General features: G+C 70.3%; 17 protein-coding genes. 3 read left to right on the forward strand and 14 right to left on the reverse strand.

All coding sequences use genetic code 11. The features are described 5' to 3' along the window. Nucleotides 1-224: 224 nt before the first annotated feature. Complete coding sequence (gene ypfJ / locus Van01_RS24980; RefSeq protein WP_204012432.1) at nucleotides 225-1,136, forward strand: KPN_02809 family neutral zinc metallopeptidase; 912 nt, start codon at nucleotides 225-227, stop codon at nucleotides 1,134-1,136. Between the two features lie 80 nt (nucleotides 1,137-1,216). Here ypfJ and Van01_RS24985 read toward each other — a convergent pair whose 3' ends face one another. The 11 genes from Van01_RS24985 to Van01_RS25035 all read right to left on the reverse strand — a co-directional run bounded on the left by Van01_RS24985 (nucleotide 1,217) and on the right by Van01_RS25035 (nucleotide 9,693). Then, a complete protein-coding gene (locus Van01_RS24985) occupies nucleotides 1,217-1,879 on the reverse strand; it encodes an acVLRF1 family peptidyl-tRNA hydrolase (protein WP_204012434.1) in 663 nt (220 codons plus the stop codon). A gap of 30 nt (nucleotides 1,880-1,909) precedes the next feature. Next, nucleotides 1,910-2,536, reverse strand: coding sequence for a LysE/ArgO family amino acid transporter (locus Van01_RS24990; RefSeq protein WP_204012442.1), 627 nt, complete (start codon nucleotides 2,534-2,536; stop codon nucleotides 1,910-1,912). A 93-nt stretch (nucleotides 2,537-2,629) separates the two neighbouring features. Then, a complete protein-coding gene (locus tag Van01_RS24995) occupies nucleotides 2,630-2,770 on the reverse strand; it encodes a hypothetical protein (RefSeq protein ID WP_204012443.1) in 141 nt (46 codons plus the stop codon). A gap of 183 nt (nucleotides 2,771-2,953) precedes the next feature. Next, nucleotides 2,954-3,307, reverse strand: a complete 354-nt coding sequence (locus tag Van01_RS25000) for a metal-sulfur cluster assembly factor (RefSeq protein ID WP_308442425.1) — start codon at nucleotides 3,305-3,307, stop codon at nucleotides 2,954-2,956. Next, a complete protein-coding gene (gene sufU, locus Van01_RS25005) occupies nucleotides 3,304-3,780 on the reverse strand; it encodes a Fe-S cluster assembly sulfur transfer protein SufU (RefSeq protein ID WP_204012444.1) in 477 nt (158 codons plus the stop codon). The genes Van01_RS25000 and sufU overlap by 4 nt, the downstream gene beginning before the upstream one ends. Further along, nucleotides 3,780-5,084: a cysteine desulfurase gene (locus Van01_RS25010; protein ID WP_204012445.1), complete on the reverse strand. Its 1,305-nt coding sequence runs from the start codon at nucleotides 5,082-5,084 to the stop codon at nucleotides 3,780-3,782. Before Van01_RS25010 ends, sufU begins: the two co-directional genes overlap by 1 nt. A 27-nt stretch (nucleotides 5,085-5,111) precedes the next feature. Next, on the reverse strand, nucleotides 5,112-5,885 hold the full coding sequence (sufC, locus tag Van01_RS25015; protein WP_204012448.1) for a Fe-S cluster assembly ATPase SufC: 774 nt from the start codon (nucleotides 5,883-5,885) through the stop codon (nucleotides 5,112-5,114). Beyond that, on the reverse strand, nucleotides 5,885-6,211 hold the full coding sequence (locus Van01_RS25020; RefSeq protein ID WP_204012451.1) for a non-heme iron oxygenase ferredoxin subunit: 327 nt from the start codon (nucleotides 6,209-6,211) through the stop codon (nucleotides 5,885-5,887). Before Van01_RS25020 ends, sufC begins: the two co-directional genes overlap by 1 nt. Further along, complete coding sequence (sufD, locus tag Van01_RS25025; RefSeq protein WP_204012454.1) at nucleotides 6,211-7,353, reverse strand: Fe-S cluster assembly protein SufD; 1,143 nt, start codon at nucleotides 7,351-7,353, stop codon at nucleotides 6,211-6,213. The genes Van01_RS25020 and sufD overlap by 1 nt, the downstream gene beginning before the upstream one ends. Before the next feature lie 109 nt (nucleotides 7,354-7,462). Continuing rightward, a complete protein-coding gene (gene sufB, locus Van01_RS25030; RefSeq protein WP_204012455.1) occupies nucleotides 7,463-8,893 on the reverse strand; it encodes a Fe-S cluster assembly protein SufB in 1,431 nt (476 codons plus the stop codon). After that, nucleotides 8,890-9,693 carry a helix-turn-helix transcriptional regulator gene (locus tag Van01_RS25035; protein ID WP_373306291.1) on the reverse strand — a complete coding sequence of 268 codons (804 nt, stop codon included), beginning with the start codon at nucleotides 9,691-9,693 and terminating at the stop codon, nucleotides 8,890-8,892. The genes sufB and Van01_RS25035 overlap by 4 nt, the downstream gene beginning before the upstream one ends. Before the next feature lie 115 nt (nucleotides 9,694-9,808). Here Van01_RS25035 and Van01_RS25040 point away from each other — a divergent pair, with 115 nt between their 5' ends. After that, nucleotides 9,809-10,789: a COX15/CtaA family protein gene (locus Van01_RS25040; RefSeq protein ID WP_204012456.1), complete on the forward strand. Its 981-nt coding sequence runs from the start codon at nucleotides 9,809-9,811 to the stop codon at nucleotides 10,787-10,789. Between the two features lie 86 nt (nucleotides 10,790-10,875). Here Van01_RS25040 and Van01_RS25045 read toward each other — a convergent pair whose 3' ends face one another. The 3 genes from Van01_RS25045 to Van01_RS25055 form a co-directional block, all read right to left on the reverse strand. After that, nucleotides 10,876-11,802 carry an ATP-grasp domain-containing protein gene (locus Van01_RS25045; protein WP_204012457.1) on the reverse strand — a complete coding sequence of 309 codons (927 nt, stop codon included), beginning with the start codon at nucleotides 11,800-11,802 and terminating at the stop codon, nucleotides 10,876-10,878. A gap of 6 nt (nucleotides 11,803-11,808) precedes the next feature. Then, complete coding sequence (locus Van01_RS25050; RefSeq protein ID WP_204012458.1) at nucleotides 11,809-12,144, reverse strand: hypothetical protein; 336 nt, start codon at nucleotides 12,142-12,144, stop codon at nucleotides 11,809-11,811. A 224-nt stretch (nucleotides 12,145-12,368) separates the two neighbouring features. Next, complete coding sequence (locus Van01_RS25055; RefSeq protein WP_204012459.1) at nucleotides 12,369-13,325, reverse strand: heme o synthase; 957 nt, start codon at nucleotides 13,323-13,325, stop codon at nucleotides 12,369-12,371. 289 nt (nucleotides 13,326-13,614) lie between these two features. Between Van01_RS25055 and tkt the strand changes: the two genes are divergently transcribed. After that, a complete protein-coding gene (gene tkt / locus Van01_RS25060; RefSeq protein WP_204012460.1) occupies nucleotides 13,615-15,753 on the forward strand; it encodes a transketolase in 2,139 nt (712 codons plus the stop codon). Nucleotides 15,754-15,755 lie beyond the last annotated feature (2 nt).

Here is a 15,755-nt window from a genome sequence, read left to right on the forward strand (position 1 = left end):
CTCGCTCTCGGGATCCGAAGGGCTGACTCAGGGCACACGAAAGCGCCGGCGGATCCCGGTGACCCGTCGGCGCGGGGCGTTCAGCCTTCGCAGCGCAGCACGGCGTCAAGTGTACCGGGCCCCGGCCGACACCCCACGCGGATTACCGACCAAGATCGTCGGGTACCGGATCGCCGACCGGACCCGGTTCCGGCCCACGAGCCACTTACTGATCGGGGTCACCCATGGAGCTGAACGAGAACGCACGGATCGACACCAGCCAGGTGGAGGACCGGCGAGGCAGCGGCGGAGGCGGCGGCGGGATGGGCATCCCCATCCCGATCGGCGGCGGGCGGGGCGGCATCGTCGGCATCGTCATCGCCGTGCTGGTGGCCCTCGTCGGCGGCGGTTTCGGCCTGAACGCCATGACCGGCGGCGAGGAACAGGGCGACAACGCCGCGTTGGAGCAGCGCTGCGCCGCCGAGAACGCCTTGGAGCAGCTCGACTGCCGCAACACCCTCTACGTCAACTCGATCCAGGCGTACTGGCGTACCGCCCTGCCCGAGGCGCTCGGCGAGCAGTACCGCCCCACCCGCACCGTCTTCTTCAGCCAGGCCGTCAACACCGCCTGCGGCCAGGCCGACTCCGGCGTCGGCCCGTTCTACTGCCCGGCCGACTCGCTCGTCTACATCGACCTCTCCTTCTACGAGGTGCTCGCCACGCAACTCGGCGCCGAGGGCGAGTTCGCCCAGCCGTACGTGCTGGCCCACGAGTACGGTCACCACGTGCAGAACCTGCTCGGCACCAACGAGCAGGTGCGCCGCCAGCAGCAGCGCGACCCGGGCAACGCCAACGACCTGTCGGTACGCCTGGAGTTGCAGGCCGACTGCTACGCGGGCGCGTGGGCGAAGAACGCCACAGGCACCGCCGACGAGAGCGGCCAGAAGATCTTCACCAGCATCACCGAGCAGGACATCGCCGAGGCCATCGACACCGCCGAGGCGATCGGTGACGACGCCATCTCCAAGCGCGCCGACCGGCCGGTGAACCCGGAGGAGTTCACCCACGGCTCGTCCGAGCAGCGTAAGCAGTGGTTCAACAGGGGCTACGAGAACGGCGACCCGGCCTCCTGCGACACGTTCAGCGGCGCGGTCTGACGGACCGACACCCCGTGGGCCCGGTCACCGGTGACCGGGCCCACGTCCGCGTGACGAACCAGCCCACCACCGGCGGTGTCCTAGCGGCCAGCCTCCGATTGCGGCTCGCGGACCAGAATGCGGACCGACCGGGCCGCGGCGAGAGCGGCGACAAGCACCGCGTACCGGGGTTCCGGGACGTCGAGCAACCGGTCGGCGCGGCGCGCGGCGAGCGGGGCGAGCCGGCGGTCGGCCAGCACGGTGTCCACCGCCCGCCGGTCACCCCCGGCGACCAGGGCGTCGAGCCGGTCGGCCTCCGGCAGCAGCAGGCGTACGGCAAGATCGGCCGCATCGGCCAGCGCCGCCTTCGTCTGGTTGTCCCGGCGGCGGGCGAAACGCTGCTGCGACCAACCACCGGCGGCGGTACGTCCCTGCACGTAGCGGGTGTCCACCTTGTGCACGCTGAGCTGGGTACCCTCGGCGATGCCCATCGCCACCGCCCCTTTGCGGGCCAGCAGCAGGCCGATCCGGCGCGGCGCGACGACCTCCCTGACGAAGGCATCCAGATCCGGTACGACAGGCGCCCCCGGCGGGGTGTGCAGTTCGGCTGTCGCACCGTCTGGGGCGGACAACAGCAGGCCGTACGCCTGCGTGCTGGCGGTGGGCGGGCCGTGCCGGTCGGCGAAGCCGGCGACCCAGCGGGCGGCACGGTCCGGATCGACCTCCACCCACCGGCCGCCCCCGGCGGCGGGTCGGCTGCTCATCACCCGACCGTACGGCACGGGCAGCTCGGGTCAGCCACCGAGGAGCATGCCGACGGCGAGCACGGTGATGATCGCGCTGGACATCAGGGCGGTGACCAGCCGGCCACTGTCGCTGGTGAGCACCCGCCCGATCAGCGAGCCGCCGCCGGCGACGAGCAGCTGCCAACTGGCCGAGGCGAGAAACACTCCGAGGGTGAAGACCAACGCGACGGCGGTGCCGGAGCCGCCCAGCTCCGCCCGGCCGAGCACCAGTGCCGTGAAGTAGACGATGGTGGCCGGGTTGAGCAGGGTCAGCGCGAGGATCCCGACGAAGGCCCGGACCGGCGTGTCCAACCCACGCGCGGGCTTCGGGGAACGGAGTGGGTCGCGTACCCGCAGGGCACGCCAGGCACCGTGGGCGGCGAGGGCGAGCAGCACCGTCGCGCCGACCAGTCGCAGCGGCCCGGCGACCGGGGCGAGCCAGCCCGCGACCACCGCGCCGCCGAGCGCCGCGACACCGGCGTACAGCCCGTCGGCGGTGGCCACCCCGAGTGCAGCGGCCGAACCGACGCGGAACGAGGTCCGCGCGGTGAGCCCGAGGATGAGCACGGCGATCGCGCCGACCGGGACGGCCACGCCGTAGCCGGCGACCAGACCGGCGAGGAACGCGCCGGTCACGACAGACGTCGTGCCGAGACGCGACCCGGCGCGAGCCGCTGTCGACGCGCGGCGGTGGCCACGGCGACAGGACTCAGCTTCATCGGGTACGCCTCACTCACCGCGCCATCCTGCGGCGACCCGCCGAAGCAGCGCCACGGATTTTCCGACCCGGGCGGCACACCTCTCGATCCCGCCGATCGTCGCGCTCATCGTGGTGGTCATCGGCGGCATGGGCTCGTGCGATGCGTCCACGCCCTCAGCTCGACAGTGCCACGACCACCAGCACCCCGTGCCGGGACACGCTGGCCGCTGCCGGGAGGTTGGCCATTCTCGCGGCGGCCGGAGCCGTCGACGCGTGCGCACAGAGACGTCGGGCGCGGCATCCGGTGGATGCCGCGCCCGAGGTAGCAGTCCGGAGCCTGCCCGGAGGAGCTGTCAGACGTTGAAGCCGAGGGAGCGGAGCTGGTCGCGACCCTCGTCAGTGATCTTGTCCGGCCCCCACGGGGGGAGCCAGACCCAGTTGATCCGGATGTCGTCGACCAGACCACCGCCGGGGCCGGTGGTGAGCGCCTGGCGGGCCTGGTCCTCGATCACGTCGGTGAGCGGGCAGGCCGCCGAGGTCAACGTCATGTCCAGGGTGGCGACGTTCTGGTCGTCGACGTGTACCCCGTACACCAGGCCGAGATCGACCACGTTGATGCCCAGCTCCGGGTCGACGACGTCCTTCATCGCCTCCTCGATGTCGGCGACGGCGGCCTTGCCGCCGGCCGGCGCGGTGTTCTCACTCATGCCTTCACCTCCGTCGGGCTCGCGCCCACACCGGCGCGTGCCGCGGCGTCCTTGAACGCCATCCACGGCAACAGCGCGCACTTGACCCGGGCGGGGTAGCGGGCGACACCCTCGAACGCCACCCCGTCACCGAGCACGTCCTCGTCCGGCGTGACCTGACCACGACCGGACATCAGCGCCAGAAACGCCTCGTGCACCTCGAACGCCTCCGTGGCACCCCGGCCGGTCAGCAGCTCGTGCAGCACGCTCGCGGACGCCTGGCTGATCGAACAGCCCATGCCGTCGTACGACACGTCGTGCAGCGACTGACCGTCGGTGGCCACCCGGACGGTGATCTCGTCCCCGCAGGTCGGGTTGACGTGGTGCGCTTCGCCGACCCGGTCGGCCGGGTCCTCGGCGTCGCGCAGCCCGCGACCGTGCGGGTGCTTGTAGTGGTCCAGGATGATCTCCTGGTAGAGAGATTCAAGCTGCATCAGCCGAAGACCTTCCGCACCTGCTCCAGGCCCGCCACCAGCGCGTCGATCTCCTCGGTGGTGGTGTAGAGGTAGAACGAGGCCCGGGTGGTGGCCGGCACCCCGAACCTGGCGCAGACCGGCCGGGCGCAGTGATGGCCCACCCGCACCTGCACGCCGAGGGAGTCGAGCACCTGACCCACGTCGTGCGGATGCACGTCACCGAGGGCGAACGAGATGGTGCCGCCCCGGCCGACCGGCACCTCCGGGCCGAAGATCCGCAGGCCGGGCACGGTACGCAGGGCGTCAAGCGCGTACGCGGTCAACTGCTTCTCATGCCACTGGATGGCCGGCATGCCGACGCCGGTGAGGTAGTCCACTGCCGCACCGAGCGCTACCGCCTCGGCGATCGGCGGGGTGCCGGCCTCGAACCGGGCCGGCGGCGCGGCGTACGTGGAGCCGGCCATCGTCACCGTCTCGATCATCGAACCGCCACCGAACACCGGCGGCATCGCCGCCAGCAGCTCGGTCCGGCCCCAGAGCACGCCGATGCCGGTCGGGCCGCACATCTTGTGCCCGGTGAAGACGATGAAGTCCGCGTCCAGGTCGACCACGTCGATAGGCATGTGCGGCACCGACTGCGAGCAGTCCAGCAGCAGCAGCGCCCCCACCTCGCGGACCCGCGCGGTGATCCGCGAGGTGGCGTTGACGGTGCCGAGGATGTTTGACATGTGCACCAACGAGACGATCTTCGTCCGCTCGTTGACCAGGTCGGTCAGGCCCGACTCGTCAAGCCGGCCGTTGTCGGTGACCGGGAACCAGCGCAGTGTCGCGCCGGTCCGCTCGGCCAGCAACTGCCACGGGACGATGTTCGAGTGGTGCTCCATCTCGGAGATGACGATCTCGTCACCCGGCCCCAGCCGGAGCCGGGGGTCGGCGTCGGGACGCAGCGAGGCGTTGGAGAACGCGTACGCCACGATGTTGATCGCCTCGGTGGAGTTCTTGGTGAAGACCACCTCGTCGACGCTCGGCGCGTTGACGAACGCGGCGACCTTCCCCCGGGCCCCCTCGTACGCCTCGGTCGCCTCGGTGCCGAGCGTGTGCACCGAGCGGGACACGTTGGCGTTGTGCCGGGCGTAGTGCTCGGCCAGCACGTCGAGCACCTGGCGAGGCTTGTGCGAGGTGTTGGCGCTGTCCAAATAGACAAGCGGATGCCCGTTGATCTCCCGAGCGAGGATCGGGAAGTCGGCGCGCACCGCCGCCACGTCGTAGCGGGGCACGTCGTCGTACTGCGGCATCCCCGGCGGGATCGCGATGGTGGTCATCGTCCTGACCGGCCCTTCCTTCGCAGATCAGACCCGCGCCGGACCAGCCCCGGCCGCGTACCGCTCGTAGCCGGACTCCTCGAGCGTGTCGGCCAGCTCCGGACCACCCTGCTCGACGATGCGACCGGCGACGAAGACGTGCACGAAGTCAGGCTTGATGTAGCGCAGGATCCGGGTGTAGTGGGTGATCAGCAGCAGGCCGGTGTCACCGGTGTCACGCACCCGGTTCACCCCCTCGCTCACCACCCGCAGCGCGTCCACGTCGAGGCCCGAGTCGGTCTCGTCGAGGATGGCCATCTTCGGCTTGAGCAGCTCCAGCTGGACGATCTCGTGGCGCTTCTTCTCACCGCCGGAGAAGCCCTCGTTGACGTTGCGCTGGGCGAAAGCCGGGTCCATGTGCAGCCGCTCCATGGCACCGCGCAGCTCGCCGCCCCAGGTGCGCAGCTTCGGCGCCTCGCCGTCGATCGCGGTCTTGGCGGTACGCAGGAAGTTCGCCACCGAGACGCCGGGCACCTCGACCGGGTACTGCATGGCGAGGAAGAGACCGGCGCGGGCCCGCTCGTCGACGGACATCTCCAGGACGTCCTCGCCGTCCAGGGTCACCGAACCGCCGGTGATCTCGTACTTCGGGTGGCCGGCGACCGAGTACGCCAGGGTCGACTTGCCGGAGCCGTTCGGGCCCATGATCGCGTGGGTCTCCCCCGACTTCACGGTCAGGTCGACACCGTGCAGGATCGGCTTGAGCTCACCCTCGGGCAGCTTCACCGACACCTGCAGGTCGCGGATCTCCAGGGTGCTCATTATCGGGTCACTCCATTGCTCGGCGTCAGACTGACGTAGATGTCACCGTCGCGGACTTCGACGGGGTAGACGGGTACGGGTTCGGTGGCGGGCAGCCCGGTGGGCTCGCCGGTACGCAGGTCGAAGCGGGAGCCGTGCAGCCAGCACTCAAGCGTGCAGCCTTCGACCTCTCCCTCGGAGAGCGCCACGGCCGCGTGCGAGCACTCGTCGAACACGGCGTAGAACTGGTCATCCTCACCGTGTACGAGCGCGAGCTGGATGCCGTCGACGTCGGCGCTGATCACGGTGCCCTTCGGCACGTCCTCGACGGCGCAGATGCGGATCATCAGGCGCCCGCCTTCGCCAGCCGAGCCTCGATAGCGTCCCCCAGGCGCTCACGCAGGGGCTCCACCGGGATCTTGTTCAGCAGCTCGGCGAAGAACCCGCGCACCACCAGGCGGCGTGCCTCGGCCTCCGGGATGCCCCGGGCCATCAGGTAGAACAACTGCTCGTCGTCGAAGCGGCCGGTGGCGCTGGCGTGGCCGGCACCGGCGATCTCGCCGGTCTCGATCTCCAGGTTCGGCACGGAGTCGGCTCGGGCGCCGTCGGTGAGCAGCAGGTTCCGGTTGATCTCGTACGTGTCGGTGCCGGTCGCCTCGGCCCGGATCAACACGTCGCCGACCCAGACCGTGCGGGCGCTCTCCCCCTGCAATGCGCCCCGGTAGCCCACGTAGCTGCGGCAGTCCGGCACGGTGTGGTCGACCAACTGGCGGTGCTCCTGGTGCTGGCCGGAGTCGGCGAAGTAGACGCCGTACAGTTCGGCCTCGCCGCCACGGTCGGTGTACTCGACTGTGGTGTGCTGGCGAACCAGCTCGCCGCCGAGGGTGACCTGCACGTGCAGCACCCGGGCGTCCCGGCCGAGTCGCACCTTCAGGTGCTGCGCCTGCACCGCGTCGTCGGCCCAGTCGGCCACTGTGACGAGAGTGAGCTTCGCTCCGTCGCCCACCGACACCTCGACGTTGTCCGCCAGCGTGGCCGAGCCGACGTGCTCCAGCACCAGGATCGCCTCGGCGAACCGCCCCACCTCGACGACCGTGTGCCCGAAGGCCAGGCCCTCGACGCCGCCGCCGACCGCCCGGAGGATGGCCGGGCCACTGATCACGGCGTCCTGTGCCACCCGCACCAGCAGCGCCTGCCCGGCTCCGGTGTACGCCAGGGCGCTGACCCGGTCGAACGGGGTCAGCACACTGCCGACCCGCGGGTCGTCGTGGCCGATGCGCTCCACGGACACGCCCTCGGGCAGGTCGGCGTACTCGTGCCGGACCGTGCCGGTGCCGGTCGGGTCGTCACCGACCAGCCCGCGCAGCCGCTTGAGCGGGGTGAAGCGCCACTCCTCCTCCAGGCCGGTCAGGGCCGGGAAGTCGGCGACATCGTACGAGCGCAGCGCCTGCGACTTGGTGCTGGGCGGCGCGGAAGCCTGGGTAGTCATCTCGTCCTTGGTCTGTTCTCTACGACGGCGGTGTCATTACTGGAGGGTCGGCCGGGGCTCGCACGCCCCGGCCCGACGGGTCGGCGTACGCCGGTGACGCCGCTCGGCGTCAGCCGACCGCGCCCTCCATCTGCAGCTCGATCAGGCGGTTGAGCTCCAGGGCGTACTCCATGGGCAGTTCCTTGGCGATCGGCTCGATGAAGCCGCGCACGATCATCGCCATCGCCTCGTCCTCGCTCAGGCCCCGGCTCATCAGGTAGAAGAGCTGGTCCTCGCTGACCTTGGAGACGGTCGCCTCGTGCCCCATCGACACGTCGTCCTCGCGGATGTCGACGTAGGGGTAGGTGTCGGAGCGGGAGATGGTGTCGACGAGCAGGGCGTCGCACTTGACCGTGCTGGCGCTGCTGTACGAGCCCTCCAGCACCTGCACCAGGCCCCGGTACGAGGTCCGGCCGCCGCCCCGGGCGATCGACTTCGACACGATGGTGCTGCTGGTGTGCGGTGCCGCGTGCACCATCTTGGCGCCGGCGTCCTGGTGCTGGCCCTCACCGGCCATGGCCACCGAGAGCACCTCGCCCTTGGCGTGCTCGCCGGTCATGTAGACCGCCGGGTACTTCATGGTCACCTTGGAGCCGATGTTGCCGTCGATCCACTCCATGGTCGCGCCCTCGTGGCACACGGCGCGCTTGGTGACCAGGTTGTAGACGTTGTTCGACCAGTTCTGGATGGTCGTGTAACGGCACCTGGCGTTCTTCTTGACGATGATCTCCACCACGGCGCTGTGCAGCGAGTCCGAGGAGTAGATGGGGGCGGTGCAGCCCTCGACGTAGTGCACGTAGGCACCCTCGTCGACGATGATCAGCGTCCGCTCGAACTGGCCCATGTTCTCGGTGTTGATCCGGAAGTACGCCTGCAGCGGGATCTCCACGTGCACGCCCTTCGGCACGTAGATGAACGAGCCGCCGGACCACACGGAGGTGTTCAACGCGGCGAACTTGTTGTCGCCGACCGGGATCACCGTGCCGAAGTACTCCTTGAAGACGTCCTCGTGCTCCTTGAGCGCGGTGTCGGTGTCGAGGAAGAGGACACCCTGCTCCTCCAGATCCTCGCGGATCTTGTGGTAGACCACCTCGGACTCGTACTGGGCGGCGACACCGGCGACGAGGCGTTGCTTCTCCGCCTCCGGGATGCCCAGCTTGTCGTAGGTGTTCTTGATGTCCTCGGGCAGGTCCTCCCAGCTGGCGGCCTGCTTCTCGGTGGAGCGCACGAAGTACTTGATGTTGTCGAAGTCGATCCCGGTGAGGTCGGCGCCCCAGGCCGGCATCGGCTTGCGCTCGAACAGCCGCAGACCCTTCAGGCGCAGGTCGAGCATCCAGGCCGGCTCGTTCTTCTTGGCCGAGATGTCCCGCACCACCGCCTCGTTGAGCCCGCGCTGAGCCGAGGCCCCGGCGACGTCCGGGTCGGCCCAGCCGTACTCGTAGTTGCCCAGGGCGGCGAGCTGCTCCTCCTGGGTCAGGGGCTGGACGATCTGCTCGGTCATCTATCTGTCCTCACAGTGGTGACGGTCTTACCGGACTGGGCGTGCGGCGGGCCCGGAATGTGCGTGGTGCACACCCCGTCGCCGTGCGCGATGGTGGCCAGGCGCTGCACGTGGGTACCGACCAGGCGAGAGATCACCGTGGTCTCGGCCTCGCACAGCTGGGGAAACTCGGCGGCCACGTGCGCCACCGGGCAGTGGTGCTGACAGAGCTGGCCGCCGGAGGCGATCGTGGAGGCACTGGCAGCGTATCCCTCAGCGGTCAGCGCCGCGGCGAGTGCCTCGGCACGGGCCATCGGATCGTCGCCAGCGTCGGCCAGGGCGGCCTGACAGCGCGTCTCCAGGGCGGCCACCTGCTCGGCGGCGAACCTCTCCACCGCGCGTGAGCCGCCGGTACGCGCGATCCAGCGCAACGCGGCGGTGGCCATGTTGTCGTAGTGGTGCGTGCCACACCGGCTCCGGGCGGCGTCGGTGAGCAGGAACACCTTCGCCGGTCGGCCCCGCCCGCGGTGACCGCGTACGGTCTGCTCGCGGGCCACGACGTCACCGTCGGCGAGCATCGCGTCCAGGTGCCGGCGGATCGCCGCCGGGCTGAGCCCGAGCGCGTCGCCCAACTGGGCGGCGGTGGCGGCGCGACGTTCCAGCAGGAGCAGGGTGACCCGGTCGCGGGTCGACGCCTCACCGGCCGGTGCGGCCTGGGTGCCGGCCGGGACCTGCGGGGCGGGTGTGACGACGGGCAACGGTCCGCCGACGGCCGGGCCGGCCGTCGGCTGGTGCCCGGTGAGCCCCGCCGCCTTTTTCACAACGCCCACGTTACGTAATTCAATCAGGGCCCGCAAACGTGACCCCGGTGATCCGAGCCACCGCACCGGCGGAGTCACCCGATCGGCGACAACTACGTTGCGTAGGATTCGCCTCGTGAACCGACCCGTCCGCTCCCTGGTCTCCAGCACCCTGCTGCGCCGACTGGCGTTCGCCAACATCGTCGCGAACGTCGCGATCGTCGTCACCGGCGGGGCGGTGCGGTTGACCGCGTCCGGGCTGGGCTGCCCCACCTGGCCCCGGTGCACCGACGAGTCGTACACCACCACCGCCGAGATGGGCATGCACGGGGCGATCGAGTTCGGCAACCGCCTGCTCACCTTCGTGCTGGTACTGATCGCGGGCGCCACGCTGCTGGCCGTGCTCGCGTACCGACCCCGCCGACGGGGTACGGTGCCGCTGGCACTGGCCGTGGTCCTCGGCATCGTGGCGCAGGCCGTGATCGGCGGGATCACCGTCCGCACCCAGCTGCATCCCTCGATCGTGGGCATCCACTTCGTGGTGTCGATGCTGCTGCTTGTCTTCGCGTACGCCCTGTGGCGTCGGGTACGCGAGCCGGACGGCCGCAAGGTGCCAGTGGTGCCGCCGGCACTGCGGTCCCTCACCTGGATCACGGTGGTGGCCAGCGCGGCGGTCATCGTGGTCGGGGTGGCGGTGACCGGCAGCGGCCCGCACGCCGGCGACGCCGACGCCGTCCGCAACGGCCTGGATCCGCAGACGATCTCCCAGATCCACGCCGACCTGGTCTTCCTGCTCGTCGGTCTGACCGTGGGCCTGTGGCTGGCCTTGCGCGCGGTAGGCGCACCGGCGCGGGCGGTCCGGGCCGCGCTGACCCTGCTGCTTGTCGAGCTGGGTCAGGGGGTGATCGGCTTCGTGCAGTACTTCACCAACCTGCCGGCCCTGCTTGTCGGCCTGCACATGCTCGGCTCCTGCCTGGTCTGGCTCGCCACCTTGGCCGTGCTCTGGTCAACCCACGAACGCCACCCCGCCGAGGACCCGACCGCGACGATCCCGCCGTCCCAGCCCGTCGCCGCCTCCCCCACCGAGCCCTCCCACCCGGCCCCCACCCCCGCCTGACCCGCGTCGATCATGAAGTTGTTGTCACGCCACACCGGCGGGGACGACAACAACTTCATGATCGACGTGTTCGGTGGTGGTGGGGGTCAGGTGGTGGGGTGGTGGGGTAGGTGGAGGGCGATGGCGGCGGCCAGGCGGTCGGGTGCGCCAGCGGAGTGGCCGAGGAAGAGCGAGGGCTCGGTCAGTTCCAGTTCCACGAGCACCGGGGTGCCGTCGGGGCCGGGAATCAGGTCGACCCGGGCGTAGAGCAGGCGGTCAGACCCGCCCGGCACCGCCGCGAGGGTCTGCGCCGCGACGGCGAGTTGCGCCGGCTGCGCCGTGCGGGCGGTGATCTCCTCGAGCTTGTACAGCCCGTCGACACCCTCGTCCGGCCCGGTCAGCATCGGGCCCTTGCGGATGGCGTGGCTGAAGGTCAACCCGGTCGGGCCGGCGAGGAAGAGCAGCGCGGTCTCGCCGTCGGTGTCGACCGCGTTCAGGTACGGCTGGACCATGGCCACCCGACCGGCCACACCGAGTCGACGCACGTGGGCGACCGCGAGGTCCCGGTGACCCGGGTCGGCCAGGTCGTACCGGCCGGTGTCCTGGCTGCCGGCGCTCACGGCCGGCTTGATGACGTACTCACCGTGATCGGCAGGTTGCTCCCACGGCTGGCCGGGCAGCACCCAGCCGGTAGGGACCGTGGGTACACCGGCGGCGGACAACTCGTCGAGGTAGCGCTTGTCGGTGTTCCAGCGCACCACGTCCGCCGGATTGGCCAGCCGGGGTACGCCCGTCGCCCAGGCGATGAACTCGTCCCGGCGGGACATGTAATCCCAGGGCGAGCGGAGCACGGCCAGGTCGTAGCGGGCCCAGTCGACGTCCGGGTGGTCCCAGACGACGGGTTCGGCGACGATCCCGCGTGCGGCCAGCGGAGCCACCACGAGACGGTCGTCGTCGTCGAGGTCGGCCAGATCGGTGCAGGTGACAAGAGCGACCCGGGGTTTCCCCCGGGTCGACTGGTGGTGATCGGTCAATTTATCTCAACGGGCCATCGTGCGCCGGGCCATCGAACGCCACAGGTCGTTACTCGGGCGCATCTGGTCCATCAGTTCCCGTTCCCAGGCGTTCTCAACGGCCACCCCGGCCTGCGCGCAGGCCTCACGGGCGGTCACGGTGTCCTCGGCGAACTGGTCGCCCCAGGCGCCGTCGGAGCCCACCAGGACGATGCGGGCACCGCGCTTGCCGACGTACTCGATGACCGCCTTCGCCCCGCCGTGCTCGGCGGCGAACGACTTGATGCCCGCGACCAGCCCGTTGGAGGCCGGCTCGGAGGCGGTCTGATCAGCCGTCAGCGTCGTATCGGAACCATCTGCCATAACGTGAAGCCTAAGCAGACATCCACTCGAACGGGCGAGAACCATGAAGTTTTTGTGATACCCATTACCCGCAGGTTTAAGCGGGACCACAGACGTTTCGCCCGTATTTATCAGTATCAAACAGGTCTTTCGGAGCGGCAAAAGCGCCACCAACCGGGCGCATTTGGCGACACGGTACTCATGCCCCACGGCCCCGCCATCCGCAGCTGTCGACGAGCAGGCGGTCAGAGCAGGGCGTCGAGAGCCGCGGCGGCGAAGACGATGGTCAGGTAGGTCGTCGACCAGTGGAACAGCCGCATCGGCTTGACCGGCTCGCCCCGGCTGGCCCGGCCGGCGAGCTTGTGCGCCTCGGCCACGAAGATCACGCCGACCACAAGCGTCGGAACACCGTAGACCGCACTCAACCCCAGCGGCCAGACGGCCAGCGAGGTCAGCAGGGTCAGCCAGGCGAACAGCACGATCTCGGCGTTGACCCGCCGGACCGACGCGACAACCGGAAGCATCGGGATGCCGGCCCGGGCGTAGTCGTCCTTGTACTTCATCGCCAGCGGGTAGAAGTGCGGCATCTGCCAGAAGAAGACCACCCCGAACAGCGCCCACGCCACCGGCGACAGCGAGCCGGTCACCGCCGCCCAGCCGATCAGCACCGGCGCGGCACCGCAGGCGCCACCCCAGAAGGTGTTCGCCGTCGTCGTGCGCTTGAGCCACAGGGTGTAGACCACGTCGTAGTAGACGATCGCGGCCAGCGTGAGCCCGGCGGCGAGCAGATTTGTGAACACCGCCATCAACGCGACCGAGACCACCGCCAGCACCAGACCGAAGATCAGCGCATTGCGGGGCGTCACGGTGTGCGCCGGCAGCGGCCGTCGCTTCGTACGCCGCATCAACTGGTCGATGTCCCGGTCGATGTAGCAGTTGAGCACGCTTGCCGCGCCCGCCGCGAGCGAGCCGCCGACCAGCACCACAGCCACCAACCACAGCGACGGCAGCCCACCGTGCGCGAGCATCATCGCCGGCACCGTGGTGACCAGCAGCAGCTCCACGATCCGCGGCTTGGTAAGCGTCACGTACGCCGCCACCACCGCCCGCAGGTCGCGGGGGCGGGCTGGGGTCTCCCCGGCCGTACGCACCGGCGTCTGCCCGGCAGGGTTACTGACGGGGCGCTCGGTGATCATGCTCACGGATTGCCACCTTCCGGCGTCGGGAGGGGAGGTCACGGCGGCCGGACCGGCTCGGGTCCACACACCGACCCACACACTACGCGTTGTCGTTTTGGCTGCCCGGGCGACCCGGCAACGGTGCCAGTCGTCACACCGACGGGCTGGCGGGCGGCCTGACGGCGGGCTGAACCGTGGAGCGCACCCGAAACGTACAGACCAGCATGCTGAGATCCTCGGGCGCACGTTTAGCCGCGCTCGATAGGGTCACCACTGAGGGTTCCGCCCATCTCGCCGAGGAGCACAAACCACCGTGGCTGCCAACCGACCCGCGCCCCCCGCACTTGACTGGTCCGACCTCGACCGCCGTGCCGTGGACACCGTCCGCGTACTGGCCATGGACGCCGTGGAGAAATCCGGCAACGGCCACCCGGGCACCGCGATGAGCCTCGCCCCTGCGGCGTACCTGCTGTTCAACCGGGTGATGCGGCACAACCCCGCCGATCCGAACTGGCCCGGCCGGGACCGCTTCGTGCTCTCCGCCGGCCACTCCAGCCTGACTCTCTACATCCAGCTCTTCCTGGCCGGCTACCCGCTCAGCCTGGACGACCTCAGGTCGCTGCGGCAGTGGGGTTCGCTCACCCCGGGCCACCCCGAGCACGGGCACACCCCCGGCGTGGAGACCACCACCGGCCCGCTCGGCCAGGGCCTGGGCAACGCCGTCGGCATGGCCATGGCGGCGCGGCGCGAACGCGGCCTGTTCGACCCGGAGGCCGAGGCCGGTGAGTCCGCCTTCGACCACCACATCTGGTGCATCGCCTCCGACGGCGACATCGAGGAGGGCATCAGCCACGAGGCCAGCGCCCTGGCCGGGCACCAGCAGCTGGGCAACCTCTGCCTCATCTACGACGACAACGAGATCTCGATCGAGGACGACACCCGGATCGCGATGAGCGAGGACGTGGCCGCCCGCTACGCCGCGTACGGCTGGCACGTGCAGACCGTCGACTGGCGACGCGGCGACGCCGAGCAGGGCGACTACCACGAGAACGTCGAGGAGCTGTACCAGGCGCTGCTGGCCGCCAAGGCGGAGACCGGTCGCCCCTCGTTCATCGCGCTGCGCACCATCATCGGCTGGCCGGCACCGAACAAGCAGAACACCGGCAAGATCCACGGCTCGGCGCTGGGCGCCGACGAGGTGGCCGCCACCAAGGAGGTCCTCGGCTTCGACCCGGCCGGCTCGTTCGAGGTCACCGAGAGGGTGCTCGGCCACACCCGGTCGGCGCTGCGTCGCGGCGAGGCCGCCCAGCAGGAGTGGACGACCACCTTCGACGCGTGGTCGAAGGCCAACCCGGAGCGCCGCGCGCTCTACGACCGGATGGCCAACCGGACGCTGCCCGAGGGCTGGACCGACGCCCTGCCGGAGTTCCCCGCCGACGCCAAGGGCGTCGCCACCCGGGCCGCCTCCGGCAAGGTGCTGGCCGCGCTCGCGCCGGTGCTGCCCGAGCTGTGGGGCGGCTCCGCCGACCTGGCCGAGAGCAACAACACCACGATGAAGGGTGAGCCCTCCTTCGTCCCCAGCCAGTACGCCACCAAGGAGTTCCCGGGCCACGAGTACGGCCGGACGCTGCACTTCGGCATCCGCGAGCACGCCATGGGCGCGATCCTCAACGGCATCGCCCTGCACGGCGGCACCCGCCCGTACGGCGGCACCTTCCTGGTGTTCAGCGACTACATGCGGCCGTCCGTCCGGTTGGCCGCGTTGATGAAGCTGCCGGTGGTCTACGTATGGACGCACGACTCCATCGGTCTCGGTGAGGACGGCCCGACCCACCAGCCGGTGGAGCATTTGACCGCGCTGCGGGCCATTCCCGGCCTTGACGTGGTCCGGCCGGCCGACGCCAACGAGACCGCCTGGGCCTGGCGGCAGGCGCTGGAGCACACCGACCGGCCGACCGCGTTGGCGTTGAGCCGGCAGGCGCTGCCGACGCTGGACCGCTCGCAGCTGGCCGGTGCCGAGGGGGTCGCCAAGGGCGGCTACGTGCTGGCCGAGGCGTCCAACGGCAAGCCCGAGGTGATCATCGTGGGTACCGGCTCCGAGGTGCAGCTCTGCCTCACCGCCCGGGAGCGGCTGGAAGCCGACGGCACCCCCACCCGGGTCGTGTCGATGCCCTGCCAGGAGTGGTTCTTCGAGCAGGACGAGGCGTACCGGGAGTCGGTCCTGCCGCGCGGGGTAAAGGCCCGGGTGAGCGTGGAGGCGGGCATCGCGATGTCCTGGCGCGGCATCGTCGGCGACTGCGGCGAGAGCGTCAGCCTGGAGCACTACGGCGCGAGTGCCCCGCACTCCGTGCTCTTCGAGCAGTTCGGCTTCACCCCGGACCGGATCGTCGCCGCCGCGCACGCGGCGCAGACCCGGGTCGGCGACATCACCGGTTTCACGACCGGCAACTGAGG

It is taken from the genome of Micromonospora andamanensis (assembly GCF_016863495.1).
GTDB lineage: Bacteria > Actinomycetota > Actinomycetes > Mycobacteriales > Micromonosporaceae > Micromonospora > Micromonospora andamanensis.

Excerpts from the sequence above, each read along its gene's own strand:
- Van01_RS25050 (WP_204012458.1), bottom strand. The coding sequence starts at position 12,144 with ATGGCAGATGGTTCCGATACGACGCTGACGGCTGATCAGACCGCCTCC.
- Van01_RS25000 (WP_308442425.1), bottom strand. The coding sequence starts at position 3,307 with ATGAGTGAGAACACCGCGCCGGCCGGCGGCAAGGCCGCCGTCGCCGAC.
- Van01_RS24985 (WP_204012434.1), bottom strand. The coding sequence starts at position 1,879 with ATGAGCAGCCGACCCGCCGCCGGGGGCGGCCGGTGGGTGGAGGTCGAT.
- sufB (WP_204012455.1), bottom strand. The coding sequence starts at position 8,893 with ATGACCGAGCAGATCGTCCAGCCCCTGACCCAGGAGGAGCAGCTCGCC.
- sufD (WP_204012454.1), bottom strand. The coding sequence starts at position 7,353 with ATGACTACCCAGGCTTCCGCGCCGCCCAGCACCAAGTCGCAGGCGCTG.
- sufU (WP_204012444.1), bottom strand. The coding sequence starts at position 3,780 with ATGCAGCTTGAATCTCTCTACCAGGAGATCATCCTGGACCACTACAAG.
- Van01_RS25020 (WP_204012451.1), bottom strand. The coding sequence starts at position 6,211 with ATGATCCGCATCTGCGCCGTCGAGGACGTGCCGAAGGGCACCGTGATC.
- Van01_RS25010 (WP_204012445.1), bottom strand. The coding sequence starts at position 5,084 with ATGACCACCATCGCGATCCCGCCGGGGATGCCGCAGTACGACGACGTG.
- sufC (WP_204012448.1), bottom strand. The coding sequence starts at position 5,885 with ATGAGCACCCTGGAGATCCGCGACCTGCAGGTGTCGGTGAAGCTGCCC.
- ypfJ (WP_204012432.1), top strand. The coding sequence starts at position 225 with ATGGAGCTGAACGAGAACGCACGGATCGACACCAGCCAGGTGGAGGAC.